The following is a 25,944-nucleotide window of genomic DNA, read 5'->3' as shown; positions in this document are numbered from 1 at the left end:
ATAAACAAGAAAAATGGACAAGTGGAAACCCCTTGGCGCGCCAAGGGGTCTATTTTGTGCCGACTTCCTAAAACGAGTGTCATGGTAACTCTATATGTTTCATCAATCGCCTATTTAGTGAGCTGGGATATGACCGTGTTTACACCTTTGATAAAATGGTTGTACATGAACTTTTTGATGTATGGAATAACGACACGATCGCCATTTTTGGTCCTTGTAACCATTTCATGAGAGCCATCCCCCTTAATTTGTGAAATGTTTCACAAGTATATTGAAAAAATAGAGAGTGAGTCTACCTTATGATAATCAATAAACTAGCCGGCTTATCGTGCTAGAAATAGAAAGATGACATCCATTAGTTTTGTTGTGAAAATTCTGTTTCAGTGATTAATATCACAGAATTATCAATGAAAATCTTATAATTTATAATTAGGCAGTCATCTTTATTTTAAGCTGTGGTTGCAGAAGAGAACAATCACAAGTCTTATAAAGGGAGAGATAAGAATGGAATCTCACTCAACATTACAAGTATCCAGTGAAAAAGACGTGGTTTTGGTTGAAGAAATACGGTCATTGATAAAGGAATTTCAAAATGAAGGCATTGCTCAAAACCTGTACAGCCTATCTACAAATCTGCAGCTTATGGAAAAAGGTCTTGAGCAAGAAACCGTTAGACCGCCTGCTGCAGAAATGATAAAATCAACAAAACGGACCATAGCAAAAATTTCTGTTCCAATCGAGAGGTGAGGGAATTGATTCGAATTTTACTAGTTGATGACCATGCAGTTGTTCGAATGGGGCTTAAAATGCTTCTGAATGACAATAAGAATATGGAAGTGATTGGTGAAGCTTCAGAAGGAAATGAAGCCATCCAAAAAGTACAGGAGTTACAGCCGAATGTTGTATTAATGGACCTTAGCATGCCTCATGGAAAAGACGGTCTTTCAGCTACTTCAGAAATAAAGAAACTGTTGCCTGACATTTATATTCTCATTTTAACGATGCATGATGATGAAGAGTATTTGTTCCGGGCGATTCAAGCAGGGGCGTCTGGATGCATTTTAAAGAGCGCTCCCCATGATGAATTAATAAAGGCGATTCAGTCCGTTGCAGGCGGGTCAGCTTATCTTTATCCTTCTGCAACCAAAAGGCTAATGGAGGAATACGTCGGCCATTTAAAGCAGGGAGGAAATATGGACACTTATTCTCTCCTATCAGATCGGGAAAAAGAAGTACTGACATTAATTGCAAAAGGCTATTCAAACAAGGAAGTTGCTGAGAAGCTCGTGATTAGTGTTAAAACGGTCGAGACTCATAAATCCAACCTGATGGAAAAATTAAAGATGAAAACAAGACCGGAATTAGTAGAATATGCCGTAAAAAAAGGACTGTTGGGATACGGAGTATAATGGGACGTATTACTGGGTGGATATGACGATTGGGCCGTTTTTAGATGAAAAAAGAAAACCGTATCAATACCTTGCCATCAGATTGGAGGATTAATTGTTGATAGAGGGACCGGTTTCGATACTCGCCAGAAAAGGAACGGCATCGGTTTGTTCAGCATGAAGGAGAGAGCAAGATCTATAGGGGCAATATTGGAGGTTCATTCGGAGAGAAACCATGGTACAACAGTCCTCTTACAAATCCCTTTCTAAAGAAGCTGGTAGGTACGAATAGTAAAAGGCTTGTTTTTGTTAATGGCAAGAAGGACTTCATTTGCAAGCCCTTCTTTATTATTTGTATGAAAGAGAAAGGAATTCGATTAACATAATGAAATTTGCCCTGCAAGGTTTTGAGCTGTTTCGTAATCTTTGTTATTTTTAATCGTAAAGACCATTGATTCCGGGATGTTCATGCTGTATAAGTCTTTTTCAGAGACCCCTATCCAGTTGAGAGTATTTACTAGATTCTCCAGCGATCCGTTTTTGAATCGAATTTGTGCCTTGACAGCAGGCAGTATTCTTTTATGGTAAATCCCATGAAAAGGATAGGCTTTCGTATGAAGAATGGGTAAAACGGCATCTGCTTTTCTTTCCTGGCAAAGTTTAGACATATAATCGGCAGCCTGTGAAGAGATAAAAGGCATCCCGCAGGCTGTGACCCAAACAAACGGACTTTGTGAAAGAGAAAGCGCCGAATGCATTCCTCCGAGCGCTCCGCAGTTCTTAAAGTAATCTGTAATAATACGTATATCCCGTGGAACGTATCGTAAAAAGGCTTGTGGAGTATTTGTGACGATGAGAATCTCTTGACAGATCTTCCTCATTTCGTGAAGCTGATAATCAATGGTATAGCGCTCTGAAATGTTTAAAAATGATTTCAACGTGTCATTCAGTACATCGTTTTTACCTCCTGCCAAAATCACGCCTGTTAACATATCCATCACCTCCGTTATTTTACTTATATATAAATTTAAATCAACTCCGTCCAAATAGCTGTGAACATTCTCACACTTTATCTTAGTTATTTGTTCAACTCAAATTAAGGGTATTACTGCAAAGGAATAGGGGAATTCCCTGATAACAAAAAAATCATTGTCATCTTACAATAGACTAAAGGATGAAGTGCATGAACGGAATCAATAAGATGACGGAGGCGAGGGAACATGGAGGCAATCTGTCCATTAAGTAACACCATTCTATCTAATACGGTTTTATTCTCTAAAGAAAATATGAGCAGGCTAAAAGAGATGATGTATGAAAAGAAAGTGAAAAGTGGAAGGTATCTTTTTGAAGAAGGCGATGCAGCCGATAAGCTTTATTTCTTAAAAGAAGGTGCTGTCAACCTTTCTAAAGTGATGGATGATGGAAAAGAACTTTCATTTTATCATTTTGGCGCTGATGATATGTTTGGGGAATATCAATATGTTGATGGAAAGACATGTATGTTTAGTGCCAGGGCATTAAAAGATTGTACAATAGGGGTTATACAACAAAAAGATTTAGAGGTTCTTCTCTGGCAGGATGGCGACTTGTCCATCGAGTTTACGAAATGGATGGGGTATATGCAGCAATTTACCCAAACGAAGATGCGGGACTTGATGTTCTTTGGAAAAAATGGAGCTCTTGCGTCGACGCTCATACGGATGACTAATACCTATGGAAAAAAGGATGGAAACGTTTTTTATATGACAAGAAAGTTTACAAACGAGGAGATTGCCGGTCTGATCGGAGCAACGCGGGAAACGGTAAACCGAATGCTCAATCAGTTAAAAAAAGAGTGTATATTGGGGTATGATGAAGGATTACTCGTGATTTTTGATTTAGAGGCTTTAAGGAATATATGCCATTGTGAGGAATGCCCGCGACATGTTTGTCGGTTGTAAATGTTGACCGAAATGAAGGTATTTACACCAATTAGAAAAAACACATTTTGCCATTCCAAACGTTGGATTATTTAATGTCCTTATACCTTGGGGAGAATTCTTCGTCGGCATTGGCTTACTTCTTGGTACATTTACAACGTTTGCCGCTCTAATGGGCGTTGTGATGAACTTCGCGTTTCTGTTCTCTGGCACAACAAGTATTAATCCGCAAATGCTGCTTTTAACAATGTTCCTTTTAGTTGCTGGAGCAAATGCCGGAAAAATCGGTTTGGATCGTTGGATTGTTCCAGCTTTGAAGAAGGAATGGATCAAGGTTCGCCATAACAATCCCAAAAACAAACATACCCTAAAAAATAAGCCTTCATAATGGAAGGTTTATTTTTTTATCACATGCGTTTTATCTAAATATGAGGTCCTGCGTCAATCATATATTTAAATGGAGGAATGTTTCGCTGATCTTATTTTAATAACTCAAACTCCTAACGGAAGCGGAAGGTGAACAATTTGGAGAAATACGCAGTATACGTCCGCGTTTCCACTGATCGAGACGAACAAGTCTCTTCAGTAGAAAACCAGATTGATATTTGCCGAAACTGGCTTGAACGTAACGGATATAAATGGGATGATCAATGGGTATATAAAGATGAAGGAATTAGCGGTACCTTGTTTACGGAACGGCCGGCCATTCAGCTTATCCTACAAAAGGTGAAACAAAAAGAAATTGACATGGTTGTCTTTAAATCTATATCTCGTTTGGCCCGTGACCTTAAAGATTCCTTAGAAATCAGGGAAGTGTTCATTGCTCATCAAGTTCGCATCATTTCTGTCGAAGAGGGCTATGACTCTAGTAAGGCTGGCAAGAATGATATGGCGTTTGAGTTATGGTCACTGTTTTCAGCTCAGTATAGCCGGACATTGTCTTCTAGCATTAGTGCAGCTTTGGCAGCAAAGGTACGCCGCGGTGAGCATATTGGAAAAGTACCCTATGGATATGAACGAGTGGATCAAAAGCTTGTTGTAAATGAGGAAGAAGCGGAAGTGGTACGCCAGATTTATGGGTGGTACAAAAACGGGTGGGGATTTAAGAAAATAACCAATGAATTAAATCACTTAGGAGTTAGGCCAAAGAAAAAGGATACATGGCAAATGACGACGGTTCAAAGAATCATTCAAAATCCATTATATAAAGGAACGTTCATACTTAACCAATATACAAATGTGAAAGTAGGAGGACGGAAGAAACAAATTCGTAATCCTGAAGAAAAATGGTTTGTATTTAAGGAACATCATCCTCCTATAGTGAGCGAGGAGATATGGGACCAGGCGAATTCAAAACAGTTTACATTCAAAAAGACAAAAATTACTCCGTGGAATGAGTTCCGCCAGATAGCCAAGTGTGCAGTATGTGGTTCCAATATGGTTATCGTACAATCATGCAAAACAAAGAAAAACGGTGAGCGTACAGAATGGAAATACTTGAAGTGCTCTCAATATAGAAGGGCGGGTAAACATGGATGTGTTAATCATGTCCCTATTCAATATGAAGACTTTCGTGAGTTCATCATCAATTTGTTGATCCAAAAAGGAGAGAAGTTATCGCTGCAGTTTCAAGGGAACGCCCAGGAAGAGCAGCAAAAGCAAACCAAGAAGATACAACAAAGCATTCAGAAGTTGGAACAGAAAAAGAAGCATTTAGTTGATCTTTATTTAGAACAACTTATTAATAAGGGAGAATTTGAATCAAAACGAGCAGAACTTGATATAGAAATTGGAAAAGCAAACAATCAATTATTTTTGCTCCAACAAAATAACCACAACGAAACCAATATTAAAACCATCAAAGAGGCCTTCCGGCAACTCCAATTGCAAAATCAGGATTTATTCCATGTATTTCAAACATTAATTGAAGAAATTAAAATTCATCAAGACGGAACTGTGGACATCAAGTATACGTTTGAAGGTCCTTAAATTAATTAGTATGCCCAAGGTTTGCAAAGGGTACGCATCCCAAATGCAATGCAAAAGCTTGGAGTCAAGGGGCGTTCTCAAGCAGTCGTTGAACTCCTGCGCATGGGAGAACTTGAACTATAATTATGGCCGGCTGTCCTTATTTATGCGTTAAGGAAAGCCGGTTATTTGTACTTTAAGGAGAATAAGACTATTTTTTAATCGCTTGATGGAAAATAAAAGAATTTCTCGTTTTAACCTGAAAAACTAGCGAGCTTTCCCGACGGCCCGGAGCACTGATACTATTTTTTAGCAGCTCTCCAGCCAAGAAATTAATTTGACGTGCATCAACCCGTACCTCCGTTTCTTACTTCTACATCCTCTTTTGTATAAAAAAATCCCCACTCGTTTTCATGTTGTACTTAAAAAAATTAGCAAGAAGGACGGAAAAGGCAACAAAGTTTTTCAGATAATAAATGACTTACTTCTTCACTATTCAGCTCATAATAGCTCCAAGTCCCTTTTGTTTCTTTTCTAATCAGACCTGCGTCTAATAAAATCTTTAAATGGTAAGACAGCTTGGATTGAGGCATTGTGATCATCTCGCTTAAATCGCAGACACAAGTGGAACCGTGCTGGCAAAGTAGATGCATAATGTGGAGTCGCTTTTGATCGGCCAAAGCCTTGAATTTTGCTTCGTATGCGATGAAAGTGGCTTCTAATGATGTATCACGTAAGGGGATTTCTTTCATGTTATTCATCTCCTATATCAAAAATTGTTGATTTTAAAATCAGTATACTTCATTTCTTTCCCCTTTGCCAGGACTGTGATTCGACCTTATTTTGTTCGTAGAAAGTTCGTTTATAGATTGGCATATAAAACTGTTTGTATTCTATTCTCGTTAGTCATTACTTAAATAGGTATAGGAAACGCCCCAGCTTCAAGCAACAATCAGGTATGGCTAAATAGGGCATCAAAAGCCTGGTTTCGATTTTATGAACATCACTTTTTACAGAGGAGTGAAAAAATGAGCTTTGTAGAAATGATACCCGGTCGGTTATACATTGGGGGAAGAATTCGCAGTTCTGATTGGGGATTTATTCAGCGACATATTACCGCCATTATTAACATTCGAATAACGCCGGATCGTCCTCCTTTCGATTTCAGTCACCGAACCATGATTTGGGCTCCGCTTACCGTTCTTCATCCCCCGGAGCTCCAATGGATAATAGCTATGACTAAATTAATGAATAGCTTAATGGATCCTGGCCACACTATTCTATTGCATGATACGTTAGGTATTCACCGATTAGGGTTTGTCATTACCGCCTTTTATATGCAGCGTTTTGGGTTGAGTCGAGATCAGGCTTTGGCAGCTGTACGAAGTCGAAAATCGGATATTGATCCACCTGATAACTATCTAAAGCTGCTATCTCAGTTTGAAGCTTATCTTGAATCTTCGTAAACTCTAATGAAGAACTAACGCTCGCCCTGTTTAGTGCATAAAATTCCCAAAATGGTCATGTCCTTTTTTCGGATTCAGGAAAAGATAGTTCAATGATTACAGAGCTTGAATGTATATAAGTCCCATTTATTTTACCCTCTGTCACCGGTCCTTCTTCTATTTGCGCCTTTTTGTTTATCATTTAAAAAATGGCTATATTTTTGATAGAAATCGAGTATAAACATTATAATAAAATATTACATTTTGAAAAGAGTAAATTGGAGTCTCCTGGCTTTAGATGTATAATATAATGGAACTCTTTTATGGAGGGATATGAATTGGACTTTGACCTGGAATTACAGGAAAAAGAAGTATTTCGAGAAATTTTATGGGAAGGGGATTTTGACCGGATTGCCATTTGGCTAGATGGAGAGTGGTCTGTAATCGCTTCCGTCCACTATGAGCAAAAAAAACAACAAGAAGACCCTATATATGTTTTACAAAAACAAGAAGTATTCGATGCCGGTTTTTCCGATGAAACGATTGAACTCCTTATCCAAGAAATTGAAGACATATTGAATGGCCGAATAACAAAAGGCCTTATGGATTATTAAGGAATGCATTTATTAAAAATGTTTCTACTGTAGGGAAGATTATTCAAACATTACAAAGGGGGATATTTTGAACAGTTACGGTTTTATGGAATCTGAACCGATGAGTATTTCTGAGGAAGCTGCCATTACAATCAAAAATACACTCTTAAAGGATATCAGCCCCTTGAGAGATAATGGGTCTTCCTCCATTTGAGTGAGGAGGGTAAGTAATGTTGGAGATGTATTTAAGCGATGAATCTGGAAAACTTCAAGAAGTGACGGAAATTTCTAGAGGGTGTTGGATCAACATGATTAATCCGGCTGTCGAAGAAATTAATTATGTTGCCAATCATTTGAATTTGCCAATTGACTTTATTAAGGACGCTCTAGATGATGAAGAAAGATCTCGAATCGAAAAAGAGGACAACGATATATTAATTATCGTAGATTATCCTTACATTACACATGATGAAGCAGGATTTCCTATTTATGAAACCATTCCAATTGGTATGATTATAGCCAATAACTGCTTTATTACGGTTTCTTTAAAGGAAACGCCTATCCTAGCAGATTTCAAACATAAGAAAATGAAGGGATTTTACACCTTTAAGAGAACACGGTTTGCTTTACAGATTCTTTATGCTATCGCCACTTATTACTTAAGGTATTTGAAACAGATTAATAAGAAAACGGACGAAATTGAGAAAGAATTGCATCAATCCATGAAAAATAAAGGAATTTATGCTCTGTTAGCTTTAGAAAAGAGCTTGGTTTATTTCAGCACATCATTAAAATCGAATAAAGCTGTCCTGGAAAAGATTCTTCGTTTAAATTATTTGAAAATGTATGAAGAAGATAGAGATTTACTGGAAGATGTCATTATAGAAAATACACAAGCTATCGAGATGGCTGACACATACAGCACCATTTTAAATGGCATGATGGATGTCTTTGCGTCTGTGATCTCGAATAACTTAAATATCGTGATGAAATTTTTGGCTTCTATTACCGTCATTTTGGCATTTCCTACGATGGTGGCCAGTTTTTATGGTATGAACGTGGATTTGCCTTTTCAAGATTCCCCTCATGCTTTTTTCTTAATCCTACTCTTGGCCTTTATCTTGTCCAGCATCACAGCCATCGTTTTCTGGAGGAAAAAATTTTTTTAAAGCCGGCAGGGCGAGTGATTTTTGTTCTTCTGTTTTTCCTGTTAGAAAGTCTCTTGAATCGCCGCTGGAAACAAGCAGAGATAACGTTATAAAAGAAGTTACTGTCGTAGTGTAGTAGCTCCTTTTATTCTACCTTATCGAATTAAGGCCAAGCGTCAATGGAATGAGTACATCAGAAGAGACCGGAAATTTGAGGAGAGGTTCTTTTTTGTAAGGTAAACTATCTATTCTTCTCTTCGCCAAAAATTTCATTTACCTTATCGTTAATTTTATTAGCTTGTATCCCATAAACCTCATATGTCACATCTTCTAAATCGCCGATAATGGCCTGTTCGTTTGCTTTATAATATAGGTACTCCCTAAATTCGTTTCTTGTACATTTATCGCCTTTCGCCCAATCTTTATTACAATTCGAATAATCCTGCTGGGATTCACTTTGGCAGCCTGTAAGGAAAAGCAATAAGCAGGTTGTTATAAATTGATTTCTCATTTAAATTCCCCTCTACTACATCTATTAAATAAATCAAAAACAATACATATACTGTCTATTGTACAATAAAATGAATATATTTCGAGAATAACGTCAGCAGCTTCCTTTATTCATTTTCATTTAGTATCTTGTTTAACGGTATATATAGTGTGTATTACCATAAGGTATATAAAAACGGAAAGGTAAACCTAAAAATTTTTAACGTAATCAATAAAGCTTCTGAAACTCTTGAACAACCCTTATGTCTTTGTCTATAAGCAATTTTTGATCGGTTCTTTTTATGAAAATTTATCATAAAGAAAAGATGTAAATGTTATCCTTTGACAAAATCGAAAGAACAGCATACTATAAACTAAAAGTTGGCTAAGGGAAAAAAAATGAATTGTAGACAATTTTATAGGTTAGGAGAAAAAGAGATGGGGATGTCTAATATGATAAGTCTTTATGAAGGTAAAGTAGGGGATACCATTCAAATTGCAGATTTACAGGTTGAAGGTGTGATGAGAAGAAGGTTACTGGACTTAGGGTTTGTACCGGGAGCTACTGTCCAGGTGTTGCGAAAAAGCCCGTTGGGAGATCCGATTGCGTTTCGGGTTAGTCATACGACCATTGCTTTACGTAAAGAGGAGAGTTCAAAGATTTTGGGGGAGTGGTGTTAAATGAGTGAAGACAAGAGTTATCGAATTGCGTTGGCTGGAAATCCAAATACAGGGAAAAGCACCTTATTTAATACACTTACGGGACTCAAACAGCACACGGGAAATTGGGCGGGCAAGACTGTAGGCATGGCTGAAGGAGATTTTTCGTTTAAAGGGATAGATTACAAATTAATAGATTTACCGGGAACGTACTCCCTCTTTTCTAACTCCCTAGACGAAGAGGTAGCCCGTAACTTTATTGTTTTTGAAAAACCCGAATTAACGATTGTAGTATTGGATGCAACTTCATTACAGCGAAATTTGAATTTAGCATTACAAGTTTTAGAGATGACCAGTCAAGTAATTGTTTGTATCAACTTTATTGATGAAGCGGAAAAAAAGGGAATTCATATAAATGAAAAAAAGCTAATGAATAAATTGGGAGTGCCGGTTATTAAAATTTCAGCTCGAAATAAAGTAGGAATTCCAATCTTGCTGGATACAATAGATCGCATGATGAAAGGACAAATTTCAACGAACCCCCTTATCATCAAATATGACAAGGAAACTGAAGAAAAAATCAGTCAGTTGGAGCCTAAAATTAAAGAAATGGTAGGAGGACAGCTTCCGGTAAGGTGGGTGACACTAAGGCTCTTAGATGGAGATATGTCACTGTTAGAGGAAATGAAGAAACGTAATATAGTGATGTGAGAGGAGATGTAGATTTGCATGGAATTATCACGTAATCAACAAGTAAATTCTTTTTCTGATTTAGTTATACATGCCCAATCATTATCCAATTCATCTTTACGTGATCAGGTCGTGCAGCGGCTATACGGGCTGAGTCAACAACTTTGCCAGGAAACAGTTTCTTACTCCAATGGAAAGCGGGATCGAAGAACGGAAAAGCTTGACTCAATTTTTACGTCCCCAATATGGGGGTTTCCAATCATGTTGTTAATGTTGGGAATTGTTTTTTATATTACGATTGCAGGAGCCAACATCCCTTCTGCCATGCTGGCTGAGGTGTTTGGGAAAATAGAAAGTTATTTAACTCAGTTTTTTCAAGCAGTGCACGCCCCAGATTGGCTGCATGGAGTATTGATATTGGGATTATATAGAGGAACAACATGGGTAATTAGTGTAATGTTGCCTCCAATGGCGATTTTCTTTCCAACTTTCGCCTTGCTCGAAAACTTTGGATACTTACCTCGTGTAGCATTTAATATGGACCGCTTATTCAAAAGAGCGGGAGCGCATGGAAAGCAATCTTTGACAATGGCGATGGGATTCGGATGTAATGCAGCAGCAATTATGTCTACACGGATTATCGAATCTCCGAGAGAACGTATGTTAGCTATTTTAACGAATAATTTTGTACCTTGTAATGGCAGGTGGGGTACTCTCATTCTGCTCGCATCTTTATTTATGGCAGCCAATTATACAGGAGGAATGAAGGCGTTAGTAACTTCTGGGGTTATTATTGGTATCGTCCTTTTTGGAATCATCATAACATTGGCTGTCTCATGGACTCTATCCAAAACGGCATTACGAGGCGTCCCTACTCACTATACCTTGGAGTTACCGCCTTACCGTCGTCCTAAAATTATTGATACGATTGTTCGCTCAACAATCGACCGCTCTCTTGCTGTCTTAAAGCGGGCTGTTATTGTGGCTGCTCCAGCCGGTGTATTAACTTGGGCTCTTGCCAACATATATGCAGGAGATATAAGTATCTTAATGCATCTGGTCCGCGTTTTGGATCCATTTGCTCAGCAACTTGGTCTTGACGGATATATTTTATTGGCCTTTATCTTAGGATTACCCGCTAACGAGATTGTCTTACCCATTCTTCTGATGGGCTATCTGTCAACTGGAGCCTTGGCGGAAGTGGATAATTTAGTTGATTTGAAAAATATTTTCCTGGATCATGGATGGACTTGGATTACAGCGTTGAATGTAATGTTGTTTTCTTTACTGCATTATCCGTGTGGCACCACCTTATTCAACATATATAAAGAGACAAAAAGCGTGAAGTGGACTTTCATGTCATTTTTAATTCCGACTGTGATTGCTGTTGTAGTAACATTCATCATTAATCAGGTCGCACACTGGATTGGAGTGATATAAAGGGGACACCCTCCCGCGATGGACCGTCATTAAAAATCCAGCAAAATCAAGCATGGCGGTGACGGCCCATCACAGAAAAAATGGATGATTACCCTCATCTGAAGGCTTTTGAGTCAGCCCCTTTTGTCTCACTATTTATGATTTTGAACAAAAATGTCCAATGTACTCATGGAGCTTACTTTCTTCATAATCGTTCAGCTCTCGCATTGGGATAATGCGCTGGATTGCAGGGTCAGTTCCCCTTACTTCAGCAACCAGTATATCTTCCTGATAGACTTGGAATACAGGGTTATCACTTGTGGACCACTCTGCTTCCTTTTTGTTAAACATACTTAGAGATTTGCTTTCCTCCATTATGTAACCTCCTTTTAGATTCCATAGATATTATTGTGAGCAGATACTAAACAATGTAAACCGTGTTATGATTAAAAAAGTATAGAGAATTTCTTATGTATCATGAGTCCTTTATTTAATGATAGAGGTAATAAGATGACTTGAGCTTTTATACAATATATTAACCGTATATTTGATTATTAAGGGGAACTGATTTTGGTGAATCAAATTCCAGCTCCTTATTTCTGATTAACCGATTGCGGGGGAGATGATTGAGATGAAAAGAGTAGGAAAAGACGACTTTGTTTCTGGTTTTGTCCCAAACCATAATCATGGTTCCGTCGACTATACATCCTTTGATGCAGGCCACGTTCATCAATGCCTGGATGTAACGTCCCCGCCAATTCCCACACAAGACGGCAGCCACATTCACTACACAGAAGGGTATGTCCTTTTTGAAGATGGACACAACCATTATTATAAAGCGTATTCGGGACCGGCCATTCCTACTGGAAACGGTATGCATGTTCATTATTACGATTTCTATACCGAGGAAGCAAGTGGTCATCGACACCATGTTAAAGGCGTCGATCAACCGGCTCCCGGTACGAAATAGATCATTTATAGCGAGGACATTTTAACAGAAAAGTTGTCGGCAGAACCGGCAGCTTTTTTATATTTCCATAACATCATTTTGCGATAAAGCTTATCCGATTGAAAGTAGTACTTAACAATAGAAAAATCACTGCAGAAGATTTTAGAATGGAGGAGTTTCTATAAAGACAGCTACTGTTGATTTCTTTAATATTGCTTATCTCTTTAAAAGGAGAAAAAGTAAATGGTTATTTCCCGTGTTTCTAGGGAACTTTTTGTAGGAGAACAGCCGGTTAATATTCCTGTGATTGTGAGAAAATGATTATCGAGTTCATTTTTTTGCCACCGTTCAATACTTTTTTGTTCATTAAGAAGTATTTGTATATATCTAAACACATTGATTTAAACAATTTTTTCTAGATTCATCAATATTTGATTTGGTAATATACGAAAAGGTTGACTATGTGAGGTGAAATCAATGGAATTAAGGGAATCCATAGCCAAAAAGGTGGCTTGGATAAGTGTATGGAGCAATATCCTCCTAACAGTTGGCAAAATATTTATAGGCTGGTACGGGAAAAGTGACGCGGTATTTGCGGATGGTATTCACTCGGCGGCTGATGTATTTGCTTCGGTTATTGTGCTTCTAGTTATAAAAATTGCCAATAAACCGGCAGATGAGGACCACCCATATGGACATGGAAAAGCGGAAGTCATTGTATCGGGCATAGTGGGAATCCTTTTATTTTTAGTATCTATATATGTTGTATATGAGGCACTTGTAGGTTTTTTTCATCCGATTGAAGCTCCAAGTATCATTGCCATGTGGGTCGCATTGTTTTCGTATGTTTCAAAGGTACTTTTATACCGCTACTCTTTAATAGTAGCCAAACAGTACAAAAGTAAAGCGATTGAAGCGATTGCATATGATCATAAAGCTGATATTGTTGCTTCGATCGCGGCGGCTATCGGGGTCATCTTATCAGTAATCGGGGACAAATTTGACATTCTATTCTTGTTGTATGGAGATAAAGTTGCCAGTATTTTTGTAGCCTACCTGATTTTTAAGATTGCCAAAGAAATGTTGGCCGAGGCTTTTGATATTTTACTTGAGCGAAATGTCGATCCGGAATTGCTTCAAGAATATGTTGCCATAACTTCGGAATTTAAGGAAGTAAGGCGCATTGATAGAATACGTGCCAGAGAGCATGGCCACTATATTTTAGTGGACTTAAGGATTTCAATTGACCACTTCAAAACGATTAAAGAGGGTCATGATCTTGCAAGAGAAATAAAACAGGCTCTCATGAATAAATATGATAATATTAAAGAAGTATTTATACACTTAAATCCGTACTTCCCTGAAAATGAGGAAGGCATTTTCGTGAAATAGTAGAACGCCTGCGCATAGAAGAACATGAACGATCATAATAACCGGCTTTCCTTATTTCTGTTTTAAGGCAGCCGGTTATTTATATCATTCACCTCTGCCCTTGCATCTTCTCCTATTCAAGCCCTTCCGTTCTCTCATCTTGAAGCTTACAAGGTTCTCGTATAAGCAGTTGGCAAGAGGCCGCGAGGTTGCTTGCCAACTGCTTAAGCATAAATTACTTGATATGGGCGCTTTTGGCTCATGTCAAATGATTTATGTCGATTCATATAATTGTGTCTTGAAATTTGCAGGAAAAGTAGAGAGAATAGATAGAGAATCAACATAATGGTTAGCAGCATAAAAATGTAAGAGAGGAAATGAGTATGTCATCAAATCAACATTCTCAAATACCGAATGAGCAAGTTGTGGCAGAAGTCGAAAAGTCGTTGCGATACATTGCAGGAATCGTTAAGCAAAAGGGCAGGGAGATTTTAAATGACTATACCATTACCCCTCCTCAGTTTGTGGCGCTTCAATGGCTGCTGGAGCATGGTGATATGACCATTGGAGAACTATCCAGTAAAATGTTTTTAGCCTGCAGTACAACAACGGATTTAGTCGATAGAATGGAAAAAAACGAACTTGTAGTGCGTGTAAAGGATCCGAGTGATCGAAGAGTTGTTCGTATTCATTTATTAAAAGAAGGCGAGCGTCTAATTGAAGAAGTAATCCGAAAACGTCAGGAATACTTGGCGGGGATTTTGAAAAATCTGTCTGCAGAGGACGTTGAACAACTTCAAAAGAGCTTACATCAATTACATCTAGAAATGAAAGACGAATGAGGCGATTTTTTGAATAGACCAATAGGAGTTATTGATTCAGGAGTAGGTGGTTTAACTGTTGCCAAAGAGATTATGCGTCAGCTTCCTAAAGAAAATATTATCTACATAGGCGATACGGCACGCTGTCCTTATGGGCCAAGACCAAGCGAGGAAGTTCGGCAATTTACGTGGGAAATGACCAATTATTTATTGAATCGGAATATTAAAATGCTGGTGATTGCCTGCAATACGGCTACAGCTGTTGTGTTGGAAGAGATTCAAAACCAAGTGGATATTCCGGTGCTGGGAGTTATTGAACCAGGGGCTCGCGCTGCCTTGAAATCCACTAATAATCACAAAATTGGTATTATTGGAACGAATGGTACGATTAAAAGCAATGCTTATCCTACCGCTTTAAAAGAGCTCCACGATCGCGTGGAGGCGGAAAGTTTAGCTTGTCCTTTATTTGTTCCTTTAGTAGAAAGCGGAAATTTTGAAGGGGTAGAGGCGAAGAGAATTGTACAAGAGACATTAAAGCCTTTCCGGAATAGCGATATTGATACGCTCATTTTGGGATGTACCCACTATCCGCTCTTAAAGCCAGTGATTCAGGAAGTCATTGGCCCGAAAGTGAAGCTCATTAGTTCAGGGGAAGAGACAGCAAGTGAAGTGAGTGCCATTCTTTCATACAGTGATCTATTGAATGACGGTGAAGAAAAAGCTGAGCATTTATTTTTGACAACAGGTTCAGATCAACTTTTTCAAATGATTGCATCTAAGTGGTTTGAACATCCTATTCGTAATGTTCATCATATTTCATTAACGTCCACTAATTAAATGACATTAAAAAACAGGATTCCCTATATTGCAGAGGAAATCCTGTTTTTTTATCTATTTTCTTGTGCCCCAAGGCAGTCCTGAGGATTTTTGAGATAAAAATCTGTTCGAGCGGTCTAATTAGAAAAAAGGCCCGTATACATAGTAGTACAAACTGTCCTAGGAGGGAAAACAATGTCCAAAAAGGCAAACACAATCGTTTTTTCTACGATTTTAGCTTCTTCTATGCTGTTAACGGGGTGTGGATTATTTGGAGGAGATAAAGCAGTTGAAGAAATTGATCCACCAAAAGATGTTTCCTATGTGAAAGATGAGAAGTCGTTGGATACGGCAGGAGACAAACAAGAGAACAAAGAAACATCAAAAGAAGAAGCTGCGGCTGGTTCGGTGAAAACGGAGCTTTATTTAGTTGATAAAAACGGCTATGTTGTGCCTCAAACACTGGTGCTGCCCAAAACAGAAGGGGTTGCCAAACAAGCACTTGAATATTTGGTAGAGGGCGGCCCCGTTACAAACATGCTTCCAAATGGATTTAGAGCAGTACTACCGGCAGATACAAGAGTCTTAGGGGTGAAATTGGAAAAAGACGGAACAATCATTGCGGATTTTTCACCAGAATTCGCTAATTATAAAGCGGAAGACGAACTGAAGATTTTGCAGGCTGTGACATGGACTTTAACGCAATTCGATAAAGTGGAACGCGTGAAAATTCGCATTAACGGATATGATAAAGAATTGATGCCAGTGAATAATACACCGATCAGCGAAGGGGTCAGCCGTGCAGATGGCATTAATCTGGATAGCAGTAATTCTGTCGATATCACCAATACTAAATCGGCTACCGTCTATTATTTAGCGCAAAACGGAAAGCAAACGTATTATGTTCCAGTGACAAAGCGCATTTCAGCCAATGAGAAGGACCAATTTGCGGCAGTTATAAATGAGCTGGTAAAAGGGCCGAATCCAACGTCCGGCTTAGTAACTGATTTCAATACGGATGTTAAGCTGTTGGATAAGCCAAAGTATGAGAATGGTCAGCTTACTTTAAATTTCAATGAATCGCTTTTCGGAAATATGGAAGGAAACAAAATCTCTGACCACGTGTTACAATCACTTGTTTTATCTCTAACGGAACAACCAGGAGTAGAGAGTGTTGCCATTCAAGTAAACGGTAAAGAGAAGCTGATGAATGAAGACGGAAAAAAATTGACAGAACCTGTTGTTCGTCCAGCGGATGTTAATACGGGGAGCTTTTAGGGGGAACAGACAATTTGTTAACTGTTTCATTTTTGATATACTATAGAGGACATTTCTTAAGAGGTCAGCTTCCAAGGCGACCTCTTTCATCTTTTGTATAGAATGACTTATATATTTAGATGCAACAATCATACATAAAGCATCATTTATCAAGGATAAAGGAGAATGGAAACATGCGTGTTGATGGACGATTGTCAAATGAACTGCGACCTGTAACAATTGAAAAGGGATATTTAAAGCATCCGGAAGGATCTGTGTTAATTACAGTCGGTGATACGAAAGTGATCTGTACGGCAAGCGTTGATGACCGTGTTCCCCCTTTTATGCGAGGACAAGGAAAAGGGTGGATCACCGCAGAATATTCCATGCTTCCGCGTGCGACAGAGCAGCGTAACATGCGTGAAGCAACAAAAGGAAAAGTATCAGGCAGAACGATGGAAATTCAACGTCTTATTGGAAGAGCTCTTCGTTCAGTTGTAGATTTGGAAAGGCTGGGGGAAAAAACGATTTGGATCGATTGCGATGTCATCCAGGCAGATGGAGGAACTCGTACGGCTTCAATTACAGGAGCGTTTGTCGCTATGACATTAGCTCTTCAAAAGCTGATGGAGGACAAAAAAATATCGTCACTGCCAATTACTGATTTTCTTGCCGCTACTTCGGTCGGAATAGTTAAAGAAATTGGAGAAGTATTAGACTTGAATTATGTGGAAGATTCAGCAGCCCAAGTGGACATGAATGTAGTGATGACCGGAAAGGGACGCTTTGTGGAACTGCAAGGTACAGGGGAAGAGGCTACCTTTTCCCGCGAACAGCTTAACGGTATGCTTGCCCTGGCTGAGGAAGGTATTTTAAAACTTATGGAAAAGCAAAAATCGGTACTTGGTGAAGTAGCGGAGAGCATAGGGAGTGAAGGTTAAAAGATGCAAAGTGAAGTAATTATCGCAACCAAGAATCCGGGGAAGGTCAAAGAGTTTGAAGCATTATTTTCTCCAAAAGGTATTAGAGTCAAATCAGTGCTGGACTTTCCCGAAGCCATAGATGTGGAAGAGACAGGGATGACTTTTCAAGAAAATGCGATTTTAAAAGCTGAAGCTATCGCTAAACAATTTAATAAAATGGTCATTGCAGATGACTCGGGTTTATGTATTGACGCATTGAATGGAGAGCCTGGTGTCTATTCTGCCCGTTATGCGGGAAGTGAAAAAAGCGACGAAGCAAACATGAAAAAAGTATTGGAGAACATGCAGGGAATTCCTTTACCGGAAAGAACCGCCCATTTTCATTGTGCACTAGCAATTGCTGTGCCGGGCCATGAGACAATAGTTGTTGAAGGTACGTGTGAAGGACTGATCACCGAAGAGAAACAAGGAACGCATGGTTTTGGTTATGACCCTATTTTTTATGTGCCGTCATTAAAAAAGACAATGGCACAGCTGGAAAAAGAGGAGAAAAATAAAATTAGCCACCGTGCAAATGCGTTAAAACAGCTTGGTCCAATCATTGATGAAATGTTCAAAAAATGATCAGCTTTATTTCGTCTTGTGTAACACGTTGCCGGATAAAGGGAAATGTCGGGGAGGTGCTTTGAAATGAAAGTGCTGATTATAAGTGATAGCCATGGCTTAACGAAAGAGCTGGCAGCTATTAAAAAACGTCATGAATATGAAGTGGCAGCCATGATTCACTGCGGAGATTCAGAGCTGCCGGCAGATTGTGCAGAAATGGCAGGGTTTTACGCTGTCAGGGGAAACTGCGATTATGACAGCATATATGTAAATGAACGGATCGAACTAATCAGGGACAAAACATTTTATATTACTCATGGGCATTTGCATAACGTTAAAATGTCCCTTGTCAATTTACATTATAAAGCGAGAGAAACGGGTGCTCACATTGTTTGTTTTGGCCACTCGCATGAAGCGGGAGCTGAAATGATTGACGGAATTCTAATGATCAATCCAGGCAGTATTTTGCTGCCGCGCATGCGTAAGGAAAAAACATACGTAATATTAAGCCTCGAAAATGAAGACGCGGAAGTGACGTTTTATGAAGTGGATGGAACAAAGCTGGAGCATATGACAGCAAGATTTCGCTTTTCTCATTGAATGCAGCAATAATCCGTTTGAAGTATTGAAAAAAGGTATTCTCTCGTTTATTATAGAAGAGCAATGAATGAGAGAATACCCTTAAAAAATATAAAAAGAGTTGACATTTAAAAAAACACATTTTATAATAAATATTGTCGTTAAGGTTATTAAGTCCCGGTAGCTCAGCTGGATAGAGCAACGGCCTTCTAAGCCGTCGGTCGGGGGTTCGAATCCCTCCCGGGACGCCATTTTATACATATCACATCGCATCAAGTATACGATGACTCGACGGAAAATCGAAACCGATGGATTTACATATAGAATAATCGTACAGAACGTGTGCGTAAAGCGCTCCTTTTCGTTAGTGAATTGTCACTATCAGAAAGGAGCGTTTTTTTGCGTTATGATTGAAATTCGGAAAGGTAAAAAGCACTTGCCGGTGAATAGAAAATTCAACAATTAGTATTCGATATAGCCGAACAATGGCTTCGTCAGATTTTCTGGCATGGAATAATACTAAGCTGATTCGATTTGTGAACAAAAAAGTTTGAAAAGGGGAAAGATTACTATACCAATATTGTAAGCGTATACAATTTATTGTTCTTGTCTAAATTGTCTAAAAATTTATAAAAAGGTGTTGACGAAGCCGGAAAATCGGCGTAAGATAGTCCTCAAATAAAAGTTTTTGAAAAATTTAAAAAATGAGTATCTTGGAATAGATCTTTATTTTGTTTTAGTAACAAAGGGAAGGGTGTACATCGTGGAAGAACAGTGGATCTATTTAAACAACGAGTTTGTAAAGAAAGAAGATGCGAAGATTTCTGTATATGACCATGGCTTCTTATACGGAGACGGGGTCTTTGAAGGTATTCGCGTCTACAGCGGCAACGTCTTCCGTTTAGAAGAACATATCGATCGCTTATATAAATCAGCACATTCCATTATGTTGAACATTCAACAAACACCAGATGAGATGACAAAGCTCATTGTAGATACGGTAGCTAAAAATAAATTAGAAAATGCTTATATTCGTGTGGTAGTATCACGCGGGATCGGGAATTTGGGATTAGATCCCTATAACTGCGGTGTGCCGAATTTAGTCATTATTGCCGAACCTCTTTCCTTATTTCCAAAGGAACTTTATGAGAGAGGATTAGAAATTATTACAGTTGCAACAAGACGCAATCGCCCTGATGTATTAAGTCCGAAAGTAAAATCCTTGAACTATTTAAATAACGTATTAGTGAAAATTGAAGCTCATTTAGCAGGGGTAAGCGAAGCGCTTATGTTAAATGATCAAGGTTATGTTGCCGAAGGTTCCGCTGATAATGTGTTCATTCTAAAAAAAGGCATATTATATACACCTCCAACATATCTTGGAGCATTAGAGGGCATCACTCGCAATGCTATTATTGATATTGCCAAAGAGCTCGGTTACGAAGTGAAAGAAGAACCGTTTACACGTCATGATGTGTATATCGCTGACGAGGTATTTTTAACTGGAACGGCGGCTGAAGTAATCGCTGTTGTAAAAGTGGATGGAAGAGTGATTGGTAAGGGTGTACCCGGCGAGCATACAAAACGCTTGCTGGAAGCATTCCGTCAAAGGGTAGTAGCAGATGGTATCAAGGTTTATGACGTTAATGCCAATGTAAGCTAAAAACCGACATATATAAAGCGAAGAAGAGGATAAGTAATCCTAAGGAAAAAGGTATCCACAGAGAGCCGGGTTGCTGGAAGCCGGTGTTACCTCCTTAGGCCGAACTCACCTCTGAGCGCCAGCCTGAAATGAAAAGAGTAAGGTTGGACGGGTGTTCAGGAGCGGATGCACCCGTTATCAAAACGAATGTGATCGTATTCGTCACATTCTTGAGGCAATCGTTACGATTGTGAACAAGGGTGGTACCGTGGAGAGAGCAAAGTCTTTCCACCCCTTTGGCCTAACTAATGGTTAGGTCTATTATGGGGTGGGGAGACTTTTTATTTTATAAAAAATGAGGTGAAAGAAAGGATGGAAACAGTGGGAGCCAACATGCAAACGAAAGAACCTGTAAGTACAAAAGTAAAAATGAGTGGGGCAGAAATGCTCATTGAAGCGTTAAAGAGGGAGAAAGTAGAAGTCATTTTCGGTTACCCTGGTGGAGCGGTGCTTCCAATTTATGACAAGCTCTACAATTCTGGAATGTTTCACGTATTAACGCGTCATGAACAAGGCGGCATTCATGCAGCAGAGGGTTATGCTCGAATTTCTGGAAAGCCAGGTGTCGTTATCGCGACAAGCGGACCGGGTGCAACAAACATTGTTACAGGTTTGGCAGATGCAATGATCGATTCACTCCCGTTAGTTGTTTTCACTGGGCAAGTTGCTTCTAATGTAATTGGCTCTGACGCTTTCCAAGAAGCGGATGTATTAGGAATTACGATGCCTATTACCAAACATAGCTACCAAGTCCGTCATGTTGAAGATTTGCCAAGAATTATTAAAGAAGCTTTTCATATCGCGACAACAGGAAGGCCTGGTCCGGTATTGATTGATATTCCAAAAGATATGGCAACAGGAGCGGGAGACTTTTCTTACGATCAAGAAGTGAATCTCCCAGGCTATCAACCCACTTATCAGCCTAACTTGCTGCAAGTGAAGAAACTGGCAGAAGCCGTAACGAAAGCAAAGAAGCCTGTGATCTTGGCTGGGGCAGGAGTGCTTCATGCCAATGCAGCACAACAATTTAAGGAATATGTTGAGAGAGAAAACATCCCTGTTGCCAATACATTGCTTGGCTTGGGAGGGTTTCCGGCTAATCATCCTTTAAACTTGGGAATGGCAGGAATGCACGGGACATATACCGCTAATATGGCTTTGTATGAATGTGATTTGCTTATCAGCATCGGAGCCCGTTTTGATGACCGGGTAACAGGGAATCTTAAGCATTTTGCTCCGAATGCGAAGGTAGCCCATATTGATATCGATCCCGCTGAAATTGGAAAAAATGTTCCGACCCAAATTCCGATTGTAGGGGATGCGAAGGAAGTTTTAACACAATTGTTACTCCAAGAAGGCGGGAAAGGGGACTTTACGGAGTGGCATAAACAATTGGCCGAAAGAAAACAAGAATATCCTCTTTGGTATGAACAATCTGATGAACTGTTAAAACCGCAACAAGTCATTGAATTGATTCATCAATATACAAAGGGTGAAGCGATCGTCACAACAGACGTCGGACAGCATCAAATGTGGGCGGCTCAATATTATAAATTTGAGGAGCCGCGTAAATGGGTAACATCCGGGGGATTGGGCACAATGGGGTTTGGCTTCCCCGCTGCGATTGGCGCTCAATTGGCTGACCGTGAAGCGACGGTTGTAGCAATTGTAGGAGACGCAGGATTCCAAATGACTCTTCAAGAACTTTCCGTTCTTAAAGAGCTTGATTTGCCGGTTAAAGTAGTGATTCTCAACAACCAGTCACTAGGAATGGTTCGCCAGTGGCAGGAAATCTTCTATGAAGAACGTTACTCTCATTCCTTGATCCCGAATCAGCCAGATTGGTTAAAATTAGCTGAAGCTTACGGTATTAAAGGACTTCAGGCTGCTACTGAAAAAGAGGCCCATGAAGTATTGAAAGAGGCGTTTGCAACTAATGAACCCGTTTTAATGAATTTTTATGTGGCACCGACTGAAAATGTGTACCCGATGGTGGCACCTGGAAAAGGTTTGCATGAAATGGTGGGGGTGAAACCGTGAAACGAATTATTACAGCAACTGTTAACAACAGAGCGGGAGTGTTAAACCGCATTACCGGCTTATTCACAAAGCGTGATTTCAATATTGAGAGCATTTCGGTCGGCCATACCGAAACAGAGGGGATTTCCCGCATGACCTTTGTCGCTAATGTGGAGGATGAAAAATCAGCCGAACAGGTCATTAAACAATTAAATAAGCAAATTGATGTGCTGAAAGTGCAGGATATTACAGACCAAGCGACTGTTGCTAGAGAGTTAGCTCTCATTAAAGTAGCTTCTGCGCCGGCTTCAAGGAATGAGTTATATGCGTTGATTGAGCCGTTTCGAGCCACAATCATTGATGTGAGCCGAGATAGCGTTATTATTCAAGTAACCGGGGAGTCCGGCAAAATTGAGGCCATCCTTGATTTATTAAGGCCTTATGGCTTGAAAGAAGTTATGCGAACAGGCACGATTGCTTTTCCGAGAGGAACTCAAAAGCAAGTGTCCCATCAAAAAATATCATCTATTTTATAAATCCAGCTGATTATTAATATTAAAATACAGAATAATCAAATTAATCATGGTAAAGGGAGAGAATAAGAATGGTAAAAGTTTATTATAACGGAGATGCAAACGAACAATTATTAGCAGGGAAAAAAGTAGCGATTATCGGTTATGGATCACAAGGACATGCCCATGCACAAAACTTACGTGACAGCGGAGTAGACGTAGTGATTGGTTTACGCCAGGGTAAGTCTTGGAATCAAGCGGAAAATGATGGTTTCACTGTATTATCTGTTCGCGAGGCAGCTGAGCAAGCTGATTTAGTTATGGTATTACTTCCTGATGAGCGTCAGCCACAGGTATATAAAGAAGAAATTGAACCAGTGTTAAAACCAGGAAAATCACTTGTATTCGCTCATGGTTTCAGTGTCCACTTTAACCAAATCGTGCCTCCATCCTTTGTGGACGTATTCTTAGTAGCTCCAAAAGGCCCTGGCCATCTTGTAAGAAGAACATACACAGAAGGTGCTGGCGTACCAGGACTAATCGCGGTATATCAAGACGTAACAGGAGAAGCGAAAGATGTAGCATTAGCTTATGCAAAAGGTATCGGTTCAGCAAGAGCGGGTGTTATCGAAACAACGTTCAAAGAAGAAACAGAGACAGACCTTTTCGGTGAACAGGCAGTTCTTTGCGGTGGATTAACAGCACTTGTAAAAGCTGGTTTTGAAACATTAGTCGAAGCGGGCTATCAGCCTGAAATGGCATATTTCGAATGTTTACATGAGTTAAAACTAATTGTTGACCTTATGTATGAAGGCGGACTTAAAGGTATGAGATATTCTATCTCTGATACAGCACAATGGGGTGACTTTGTAACAGGTCCGCGCATTGTAACTGAAGATACTAAGGCTGAAATGAAAAAGGTATTGGAAGAAATTCAACAAGGTAAGTTTGCTAAAGGCTGGATTTTAGAAAACCAAGCAAATCGTCCAGAGTTTACTGCTATTAACCGCCAAGAAAATGAACATTTAATTGAAGAAGTAGGAGAAAAGCTTCGTGCAATGATGCCATTCGTTAAAAAAGAAAAGAAAGAAGCGGTGGTCGCGAGTGCAAAAAATTAAATTCTTTGATACGACACTTCGAGACGGTGAACAATCTCCTGGAGTCAATCTGAATTTACAAGAAAAAATTGAAATCGCGAAACAGCTGGAGCGCCTACAAATCGATATTATTGAAGCGGGCTTTCCAGCTGCTTCAAAAGGAGATTTTGAATCAGTTAAACAAATTGCTTCCATTGTTAAAAATTCATCGGTAACGGGCCTGGCCCGTTCCGTTACATCGGATATTGACACTGCATGGGAAGCGCTAAAGGGAAGTGCGGAGCCAAGGCTTCATGTATTTATAGCTACTTCTCCGATTCATATGGTGCATAAATTACAGAAAACGCCTGATCAAGTGCTCGAAACCGCAGTCGAAATGGTTAAATATGCCTCCAGACGTTTTCCGGTCGTCCAGTGGTCAGCTGAAGATGCTTGCCGCAGCGATTTGCCGTTTCTTGCAAAAATTGTAACAGCTGTTATTGATGCAGGGGCAAAAGTAATCAATATTCCAGATACAGTTGGTTATATTACGCCGGAGGAATACGGCAATGTTTTTAAATACTTAAGAGAACATGTTCCAAACATTCATAAAGTGGACTTATCTGCTCATTGCCATGACGATCTCGGAATGGCAGTCGTGAATTCTCTTGCCGCTGTGCAAGCTGGAGCAACACAAATTGAAGGAACGATTAATGGCATTGGCGAGCGTGCAGGAAATGCCGCTTTGGAAGAAGTGGCAGTCGCTCTTCATACTCGAAAAGATTTTTATCAGACTGAGACGAACATGCGCTTAAATGAAATCAAACGTACAAGTGACTTAATCAGTAAATTAACAGGAATGGTAATTGCGCCTAACAAGGCCGTAATTGGCCGAAATGCCTTTGCCCATGAATCGGGTATCCATCAAGATGGTGTACTAAAAGAGCCGACAACATATGAGATCATTTCACCGGAACTTGTCGGTGTGAAACCAAAAACAATGGTACTTGGAAAGCATTCCGGCAGACACGCATTCCGCAATCGTTTGGAAGAGATCGGATTCTCTTTATCTGATGAAAAAGTCAATGTCCTGTTCCAAAAGTTCAAAGATTTGGCGGACAAAAAGAAAGATATTACAGACGACGATTTGTTTGCTCTTGTGATTCAAAAGCAAGTAAACGGCGACGAATTATATAAATTGGAAGCGTTGCAAGTTCAACACGGAATGAATCAAATTGCAACAGCTACTATTACACTGAAAAAATACGACGGTACCATTGTGCAAGAAGCCGCAACAGGTGCCGGCAGCGTAGAAGCCATTTATAACACGCTTGGCCGCTGTTTGGATATGCAGATGAAGTTAGTCGATTATCGCATCCAAGCCATTAACGGCGGGCCAGATGCCCTTGCAGAGGTATATGTCAAAATTGAATGTAATGGAATCGAAGCAAGCGGGCGCGGGGTAGCCTATGACGTGCTTGAGTCATCTGCGAAAGCTTATTTAAATGCCATTAATCGAATTGTACTTATTCAAGAATCACGTGAAAAGCAAGAAGTAATATAGAAGCCATTTTCTTATGGAGCAGAAAGGAGA

The 25,944-nt window shown here is 39.5% G+C and carries 27 protein-coding genes, 1 tRNA gene, 2 pseudogenes and 1 other annotated feature; of the genes and pseudogenes, 26 read left to right on the top strand and 4 right to left on the bottom strand.

Annotation, left to right across the window (positions count from 1 at the left end):
• Window positions 1–504 precede the first annotated feature (504 nt).
• Both ACFOU2_RS06265 and ACFOU2_RS06260 read left to right on the top strand, forming a co-directional pair.
• Window positions 505–747: a hypothetical protein gene (locus tag ACFOU2_RS06265; RefSeq protein WP_377913258.1), complete on the top strand. Its 243-nt coding sequence runs from the start codon at window positions 505–507 to the stop codon at window positions 745–747.
• A 5-nt stretch (window positions 748–752) separates the two neighbouring features.
• Window positions 753–1,409: a response regulator gene (locus tag ACFOU2_RS06260; RefSeq protein ID WP_377913256.1), complete on the top strand. Its 657-nt coding sequence runs from the start codon at window positions 753–755 to the stop codon at window positions 1,407–1,409.
• Window positions 1,410–1,765: 356 nt separating this feature from the next.
• Here ACFOU2_RS06260 and mobA read toward each other — a convergent pair whose 3' ends face one another.
• Complete coding sequence (gene mobA / locus ACFOU2_RS06255) at window positions 1,766–2,380, bottom strand: molybdenum cofactor guanylyltransferase (protein ID WP_377913254.1); 615 nt, start codon at window positions 2,378–2,380, stop codon at window positions 1,766–1,768.
• 228 nt (window positions 2,381–2,608) lie between these two features.
• Here mobA and ACFOU2_RS06250 point away from each other — a divergent pair, with 228 nt between their 5' ends.
• The 4 genes and pseudogenes from ACFOU2_RS06250 to ACFOU2_RS06235 form a co-directional block, all read left to right on the top strand.
• A complete protein-coding gene (locus tag ACFOU2_RS06250; protein WP_377913252.1) occupies window positions 2,609–3,328 on the top strand; it encodes a Crp/Fnr family transcriptional regulator in 720 nt (239 codons plus the stop codon).
• Between the two features lie 43 nt (window positions 3,329–3,371).
• A pseudogene (locus tag ACFOU2_RS06245) lies at window positions 3,372–3,695 on the top strand (DoxX family protein); the annotation flags it as partial.
• 137 nt (window positions 3,696–3,832) lie between these two features.
• On the top strand, window positions 3,833–5,296 hold the full coding sequence (locus ACFOU2_RS06240) for a recombinase family protein (RefSeq protein WP_377913250.1): 1,464 nt from the start codon (window positions 3,833–3,835) through the stop codon (window positions 5,294–5,296).
• A 27-nt stretch (window positions 5,297–5,323) separates the two neighbouring features.
• Window positions 5,324–5,419 (top strand): annotated as a pseudogene (locus ACFOU2_RS06235) (DNA-binding response regulator); the annotation flags it as partial.
• Window positions 5,420–5,706: 287 nt separating this feature from the next.
• On the opposite strand, the gene ACFOU2_RS06230 reads toward ACFOU2_RS06235, so the two are convergent.
• A complete protein-coding gene (locus ACFOU2_RS06230; RefSeq protein WP_377913248.1) occupies window positions 5,707–6,027 on the bottom strand; it encodes an ArsR/SmtB family transcription factor in 321 nt (106 codons plus the stop codon).
• Between the two features lie 276 nt (window positions 6,028–6,303).
• Between ACFOU2_RS06230 and ACFOU2_RS06225 the strand changes: the two genes are divergently transcribed.
• From ACFOU2_RS06225 to ACFOU2_RS06215, 3 genes are all read left to right on the top strand, one after another.
• Window positions 6,304–6,741, top strand: coding sequence for a dual specificity protein phosphatase family protein (locus ACFOU2_RS06225; protein WP_377913246.1), 438 nt, complete (start codon window positions 6,304–6,306; stop codon window positions 6,739–6,741).
• A 317-nt stretch (window positions 6,742–7,058) separates the two neighbouring features.
• Window positions 7,059–7,334, top strand: a complete 276-nt coding sequence (locus tag ACFOU2_RS06220) for a hypothetical protein (protein WP_377913244.1) — start codon at window positions 7,059–7,061, stop codon at window positions 7,332–7,334.
• A 209-nt stretch (window positions 7,335–7,543) separates the two neighbouring features.
• Window positions 7,544–8,482, top strand: a complete 939-nt coding sequence (locus ACFOU2_RS06215; protein WP_377913242.1) for a magnesium transporter CorA family protein — start codon at window positions 7,544–7,546, stop codon at window positions 8,480–8,482.
• A gap of 220 nt (window positions 8,483–8,702) precedes the next feature.
• Here the strand turns inward: ACFOU2_RS06215 and ACFOU2_RS06210 are convergent, their stop codons facing one another.
• Window positions 8,703–8,972 (bottom strand): hypothetical protein, encoded by a 270-nt coding sequence (locus tag ACFOU2_RS06210; RefSeq protein WP_377913239.1) that lies wholly within the window; start codon window positions 8,970–8,972, stop codon window positions 8,703–8,705.
• Window positions 8,973–9,388: 416 nt separating this feature from the next.
• Between ACFOU2_RS06210 and ACFOU2_RS06205 the strand changes: the two genes are divergently transcribed.
• Genes ACFOU2_RS06205 through ACFOU2_RS06195 form a run of 3 tightly spaced genes read left to right on the top strand, consistent with a single transcriptional unit; the run spans window position 9,389 to window position 11,740 of the window.
• The gene (locus ACFOU2_RS06205; protein WP_377913237.1) at window positions 9,389–9,631 is read left to right on the top strand and encodes a FeoA family protein; all 243 of its coding nucleotides are present in this window, start codon (window positions 9,389–9,391) and stop codon (window positions 9,629–9,631) included.
• Entirely contained in the window at window positions 9,632–10,321 is a 690-nt protein-coding gene (locus ACFOU2_RS06200; protein ID WP_377913235.1) for a FeoB small GTPase domain-containing protein, read from the top strand.
• 18 nt (window positions 10,322–10,339) lie between these two features.
• Window positions 10,340–11,740, top strand: a complete 1,401-nt coding sequence (locus tag ACFOU2_RS06195) for a nucleoside recognition domain-containing protein (protein WP_377913233.1) — start codon at window positions 10,340–10,342, stop codon at window positions 11,738–11,740.
• 135 nt (window positions 11,741–11,875) lie between these two features.
• Here ACFOU2_RS06195 and ACFOU2_RS06190 read toward each other — a convergent pair whose 3' ends face one another.
• Window positions 11,876–12,094 carry a hypothetical protein gene (locus ACFOU2_RS06190; RefSeq protein WP_377913230.1) on the bottom strand — a complete coding sequence of 73 codons (219 nt, stop codon included), beginning with the start codon at window positions 12,092–12,094 and terminating at the stop codon, window positions 11,876–11,878.
• Between the two features lie 256 nt (window positions 12,095–12,350).
• Between ACFOU2_RS06190 and ACFOU2_RS06185 the strand changes: the two genes are divergently transcribed.
• From ACFOU2_RS06185 to ACFOU2_RS06120, 14 genes are all read left to right on the top strand, one after another.
• Window positions 12,351–12,689, top strand: coding sequence for a YmaF family protein (locus ACFOU2_RS06185; protein ID WP_377913228.1), 339 nt, complete (start codon window positions 12,351–12,353; stop codon window positions 12,687–12,689).
• A gap of 456 nt (window positions 12,690–13,145) precedes the next feature.
• Window positions 13,146–14,060, top strand: a complete 915-nt coding sequence (locus ACFOU2_RS06180; protein ID WP_377913226.1) for a cation diffusion facilitator family transporter — start codon at window positions 13,146–13,148, stop codon at window positions 14,058–14,060.
• A 362-nt stretch (window positions 14,061–14,422) separates the two neighbouring features.
• Complete coding sequence (locus ACFOU2_RS06175; protein ID WP_377913224.1) at window positions 14,423–14,881, top strand: MarR family winged helix-turn-helix transcriptional regulator; 459 nt, start codon at window positions 14,423–14,425, stop codon at window positions 14,879–14,881.
• Between the two features lie 9 nt (window positions 14,882–14,890).
• Entirely contained in the window at window positions 14,891–15,697 is an 807-nt protein-coding gene (gene racE / locus ACFOU2_RS06170; RefSeq protein ID WP_377913221.1) for a glutamate racemase, read from the top strand.
• 174 nt (window positions 15,698–15,871) lie between these two features.
• Window positions 15,872–16,954 carry a GerMN domain-containing protein gene (locus ACFOU2_RS06165; RefSeq protein ID WP_377913219.1) on the top strand — a complete coding sequence of 361 codons (1,083 nt, stop codon included), beginning with the start codon at window positions 15,872–15,874 and terminating at the stop codon, window positions 16,952–16,954.
• Between the two features lie 173 nt (window positions 16,955–17,127).
• Window positions 17,128–17,874 (top strand): ribonuclease PH, encoded by a 747-nt coding sequence (rph, locus tag ACFOU2_RS06160; RefSeq protein ID WP_377913217.1) that lies wholly within the window; start codon window positions 17,128–17,130, stop codon window positions 17,872–17,874.
• 3 nt (window positions 17,875–17,877) lie between these two features.
• Window positions 17,878–18,480: an XTP/dITP diphosphatase gene (locus ACFOU2_RS06155; RefSeq protein WP_377913215.1), complete on the top strand. Its 603-nt coding sequence runs from the start codon at window positions 17,878–17,880 to the stop codon at window positions 18,478–18,480.
• A 66-nt stretch (window positions 18,481–18,546) separates the two neighbouring features.
• Window positions 18,547–19,062, top strand: coding sequence for a metallophosphoesterase (locus ACFOU2_RS06150; protein WP_377913213.1), 516 nt, complete (start codon window positions 18,547–18,549; stop codon window positions 19,060–19,062).
• Window positions 19,063–19,215: 153 nt separating this feature from the next.
• Window positions 19,216–19,292 (top strand) — tRNA-Arg (locus tag ACFOU2_RS06145).
• A 512-nt stretch (window positions 19,293–19,804) separates the two neighbouring features.
• On the top strand, window positions 19,805–20,704 hold the full coding sequence (ilvE, locus tag ACFOU2_RS06140; protein ID WP_377913211.1) for a branched-chain-amino-acid transaminase: 900 nt from the start codon (window positions 19,805–19,807) through the stop codon (window positions 20,702–20,704).
• A gap of 11 nt (window positions 20,705–20,715) precedes the next feature.
• Window positions 20,716–20,982 (top strand) — a binding site (T-box leader).
• 82 nt (window positions 20,983–21,064) lie between these two features.
• Window positions 21,065–22,783, top strand: a complete 1,719-nt coding sequence (ilvB, locus tag ACFOU2_RS06135) for an acetolactate synthase large subunit (protein ID WP_377913612.1) — start codon at window positions 21,065–21,067, stop codon at window positions 22,781–22,783.
• On the top strand, window positions 22,780–23,298 hold the full coding sequence (gene ilvN, locus ACFOU2_RS06130; protein WP_377913209.1) for an acetolactate synthase small subunit: 519 nt from the start codon (window positions 22,780–22,782) through the stop codon (window positions 23,296–23,298). The genes ilvB and ilvN overlap by 4 nt, the downstream gene beginning before the upstream one ends.
• A gap of 68 nt (window positions 23,299–23,366) precedes the next feature.
• A complete protein-coding gene (gene ilvC, locus ACFOU2_RS06125; RefSeq protein ID WP_377913207.1) occupies window positions 23,367–24,392 on the top strand; it encodes a ketol-acid reductoisomerase in 1,026 nt (341 codons plus the stop codon).
• The gene (locus tag ACFOU2_RS06120; RefSeq protein ID WP_377913205.1) at window positions 24,379–25,914 is read left to right on the top strand and encodes a 2-isopropylmalate synthase; all 1,536 of its coding nucleotides are present in this window, start codon (window positions 24,379–24,381) and stop codon (window positions 25,912–25,914) included. Before ilvC ends, ACFOU2_RS06120 begins: the two co-directional genes overlap by 14 nt.
• Window positions 25,915–25,944 lie beyond the last annotated feature (30 nt).

Origin of the sequence: Bacillus songklensis, from assembly GCF_042649685.1 — a bacterium.
Taxonomy (GTDB): domain Bacteria; phylum Bacillota; class Bacilli; order Bacillales; family Bacillaceae_H; genus Bacillus_BA; species Bacillus_BA songklensis.
Note: the sequence above shows the minus strand (reverse complement) of the source record. Positions and strands in the feature narration are given on the sequence as shown.

Bases quoted from the DNA above. Each gene is read 5' to 3' on its own strand.
- ACFOU2_RS06265 (WP_377913258.1), top strand. From the start codon at position 505: ATGGAATCTCACTCAACATTACAAGTATCCAGTGAAAAAGACGTGGTT.
- mobA (WP_377913254.1), bottom strand. From the start codon at position 2,380: ATGTTAACAGGCGTGATTTTGGCAGGAGGTAAAAACGATGTACTGAAT.
- ACFOU2_RS06250 (WP_377913252.1), top strand. From the start codon at position 2,609: ATGGAGGCAATCTGTCCATTAAGTAACACCATTCTATCTAATACGGTT.
- ACFOU2_RS06230 (WP_377913248.1), bottom strand. From the start codon at position 6,027: ATGAAAGAAATCCCCTTACGTGATACATCATTAGAAGCCACTTTCATC.
- ACFOU2_RS06225 (WP_377913246.1), top strand. From the start codon at position 6,304: ATGAGCTTTGTAGAAATGATACCCGGTCGGTTATACATTGGGGGAAGA.
- ACFOU2_RS06215 (WP_377913242.1), top strand. From the start codon at position 7,544: ATGTTGGAGATGTATTTAAGCGATGAATCTGGAAAACTTCAAGAAGTG.
- ACFOU2_RS06210 (WP_377913239.1), bottom strand. From the start codon at position 8,972: ATGAGAAATCAATTTATAACAACCTGCTTATTGCTTTTCCTTACAGGC.
- ACFOU2_RS06205 (WP_377913237.1), top strand. From the start codon at position 9,389: ATGGGGATGTCTAATATGATAAGTCTTTATGAAGGTAAAGTAGGGGAT.
- ACFOU2_RS06200 (WP_377913235.1), top strand. From the start codon at position 9,632: ATGAGTGAAGACAAGAGTTATCGAATTGCGTTGGCTGGAAATCCAAAT.
- ACFOU2_RS06195 (WP_377913233.1), top strand. From the start codon at position 10,340: ATGGAATTATCACGTAATCAACAAGTAAATTCTTTTTCTGATTTAGTT.
- ACFOU2_RS06190 (WP_377913230.1), bottom strand. From the start codon at position 12,094: ATGGAGGAAAGCAAATCTCTAAGTATGTTTAACAAAAAGGAAGCAGAG.
- ACFOU2_RS06185 (WP_377913228.1), top strand. From the start codon at position 12,351: ATGAAAAGAGTAGGAAAAGACGACTTTGTTTCTGGTTTTGTCCCAAAC.
- ACFOU2_RS06180 (WP_377913226.1), top strand. From the start codon at position 13,146: ATGGAATTAAGGGAATCCATAGCCAAAAAGGTGGCTTGGATAAGTGTA.
- ACFOU2_RS06175 (WP_377913224.1), top strand. From the start codon at position 14,423: ATGTCATCAAATCAACATTCTCAAATACCGAATGAGCAAGTTGTGGCA.
- ACFOU2_RS06165 (WP_377913219.1), top strand. From the start codon at position 15,872: ATGTCCAAAAAGGCAAACACAATCGTTTTTTCTACGATTTTAGCTTCT.
- rph (WP_377913217.1), top strand. From the start codon at position 17,128: ATGCGTGTTGATGGACGATTGTCAAATGAACTGCGACCTGTAACAATT.
- ACFOU2_RS06155 (WP_377913215.1), top strand. From the start codon at position 17,878: ATGCAAAGTGAAGTAATTATCGCAACCAAGAATCCGGGGAAGGTCAAA.
- ACFOU2_RS06150 (WP_377913213.1), top strand. From the start codon at position 18,547: ATGAAAGTGCTGATTATAAGTGATAGCCATGGCTTAACGAAAGAGCTG.
- ilvC (WP_377913207.1), top strand. From the start codon at position 23,367: ATGGTAAAAGTTTATTATAACGGAGATGCAAACGAACAATTATTAGCA.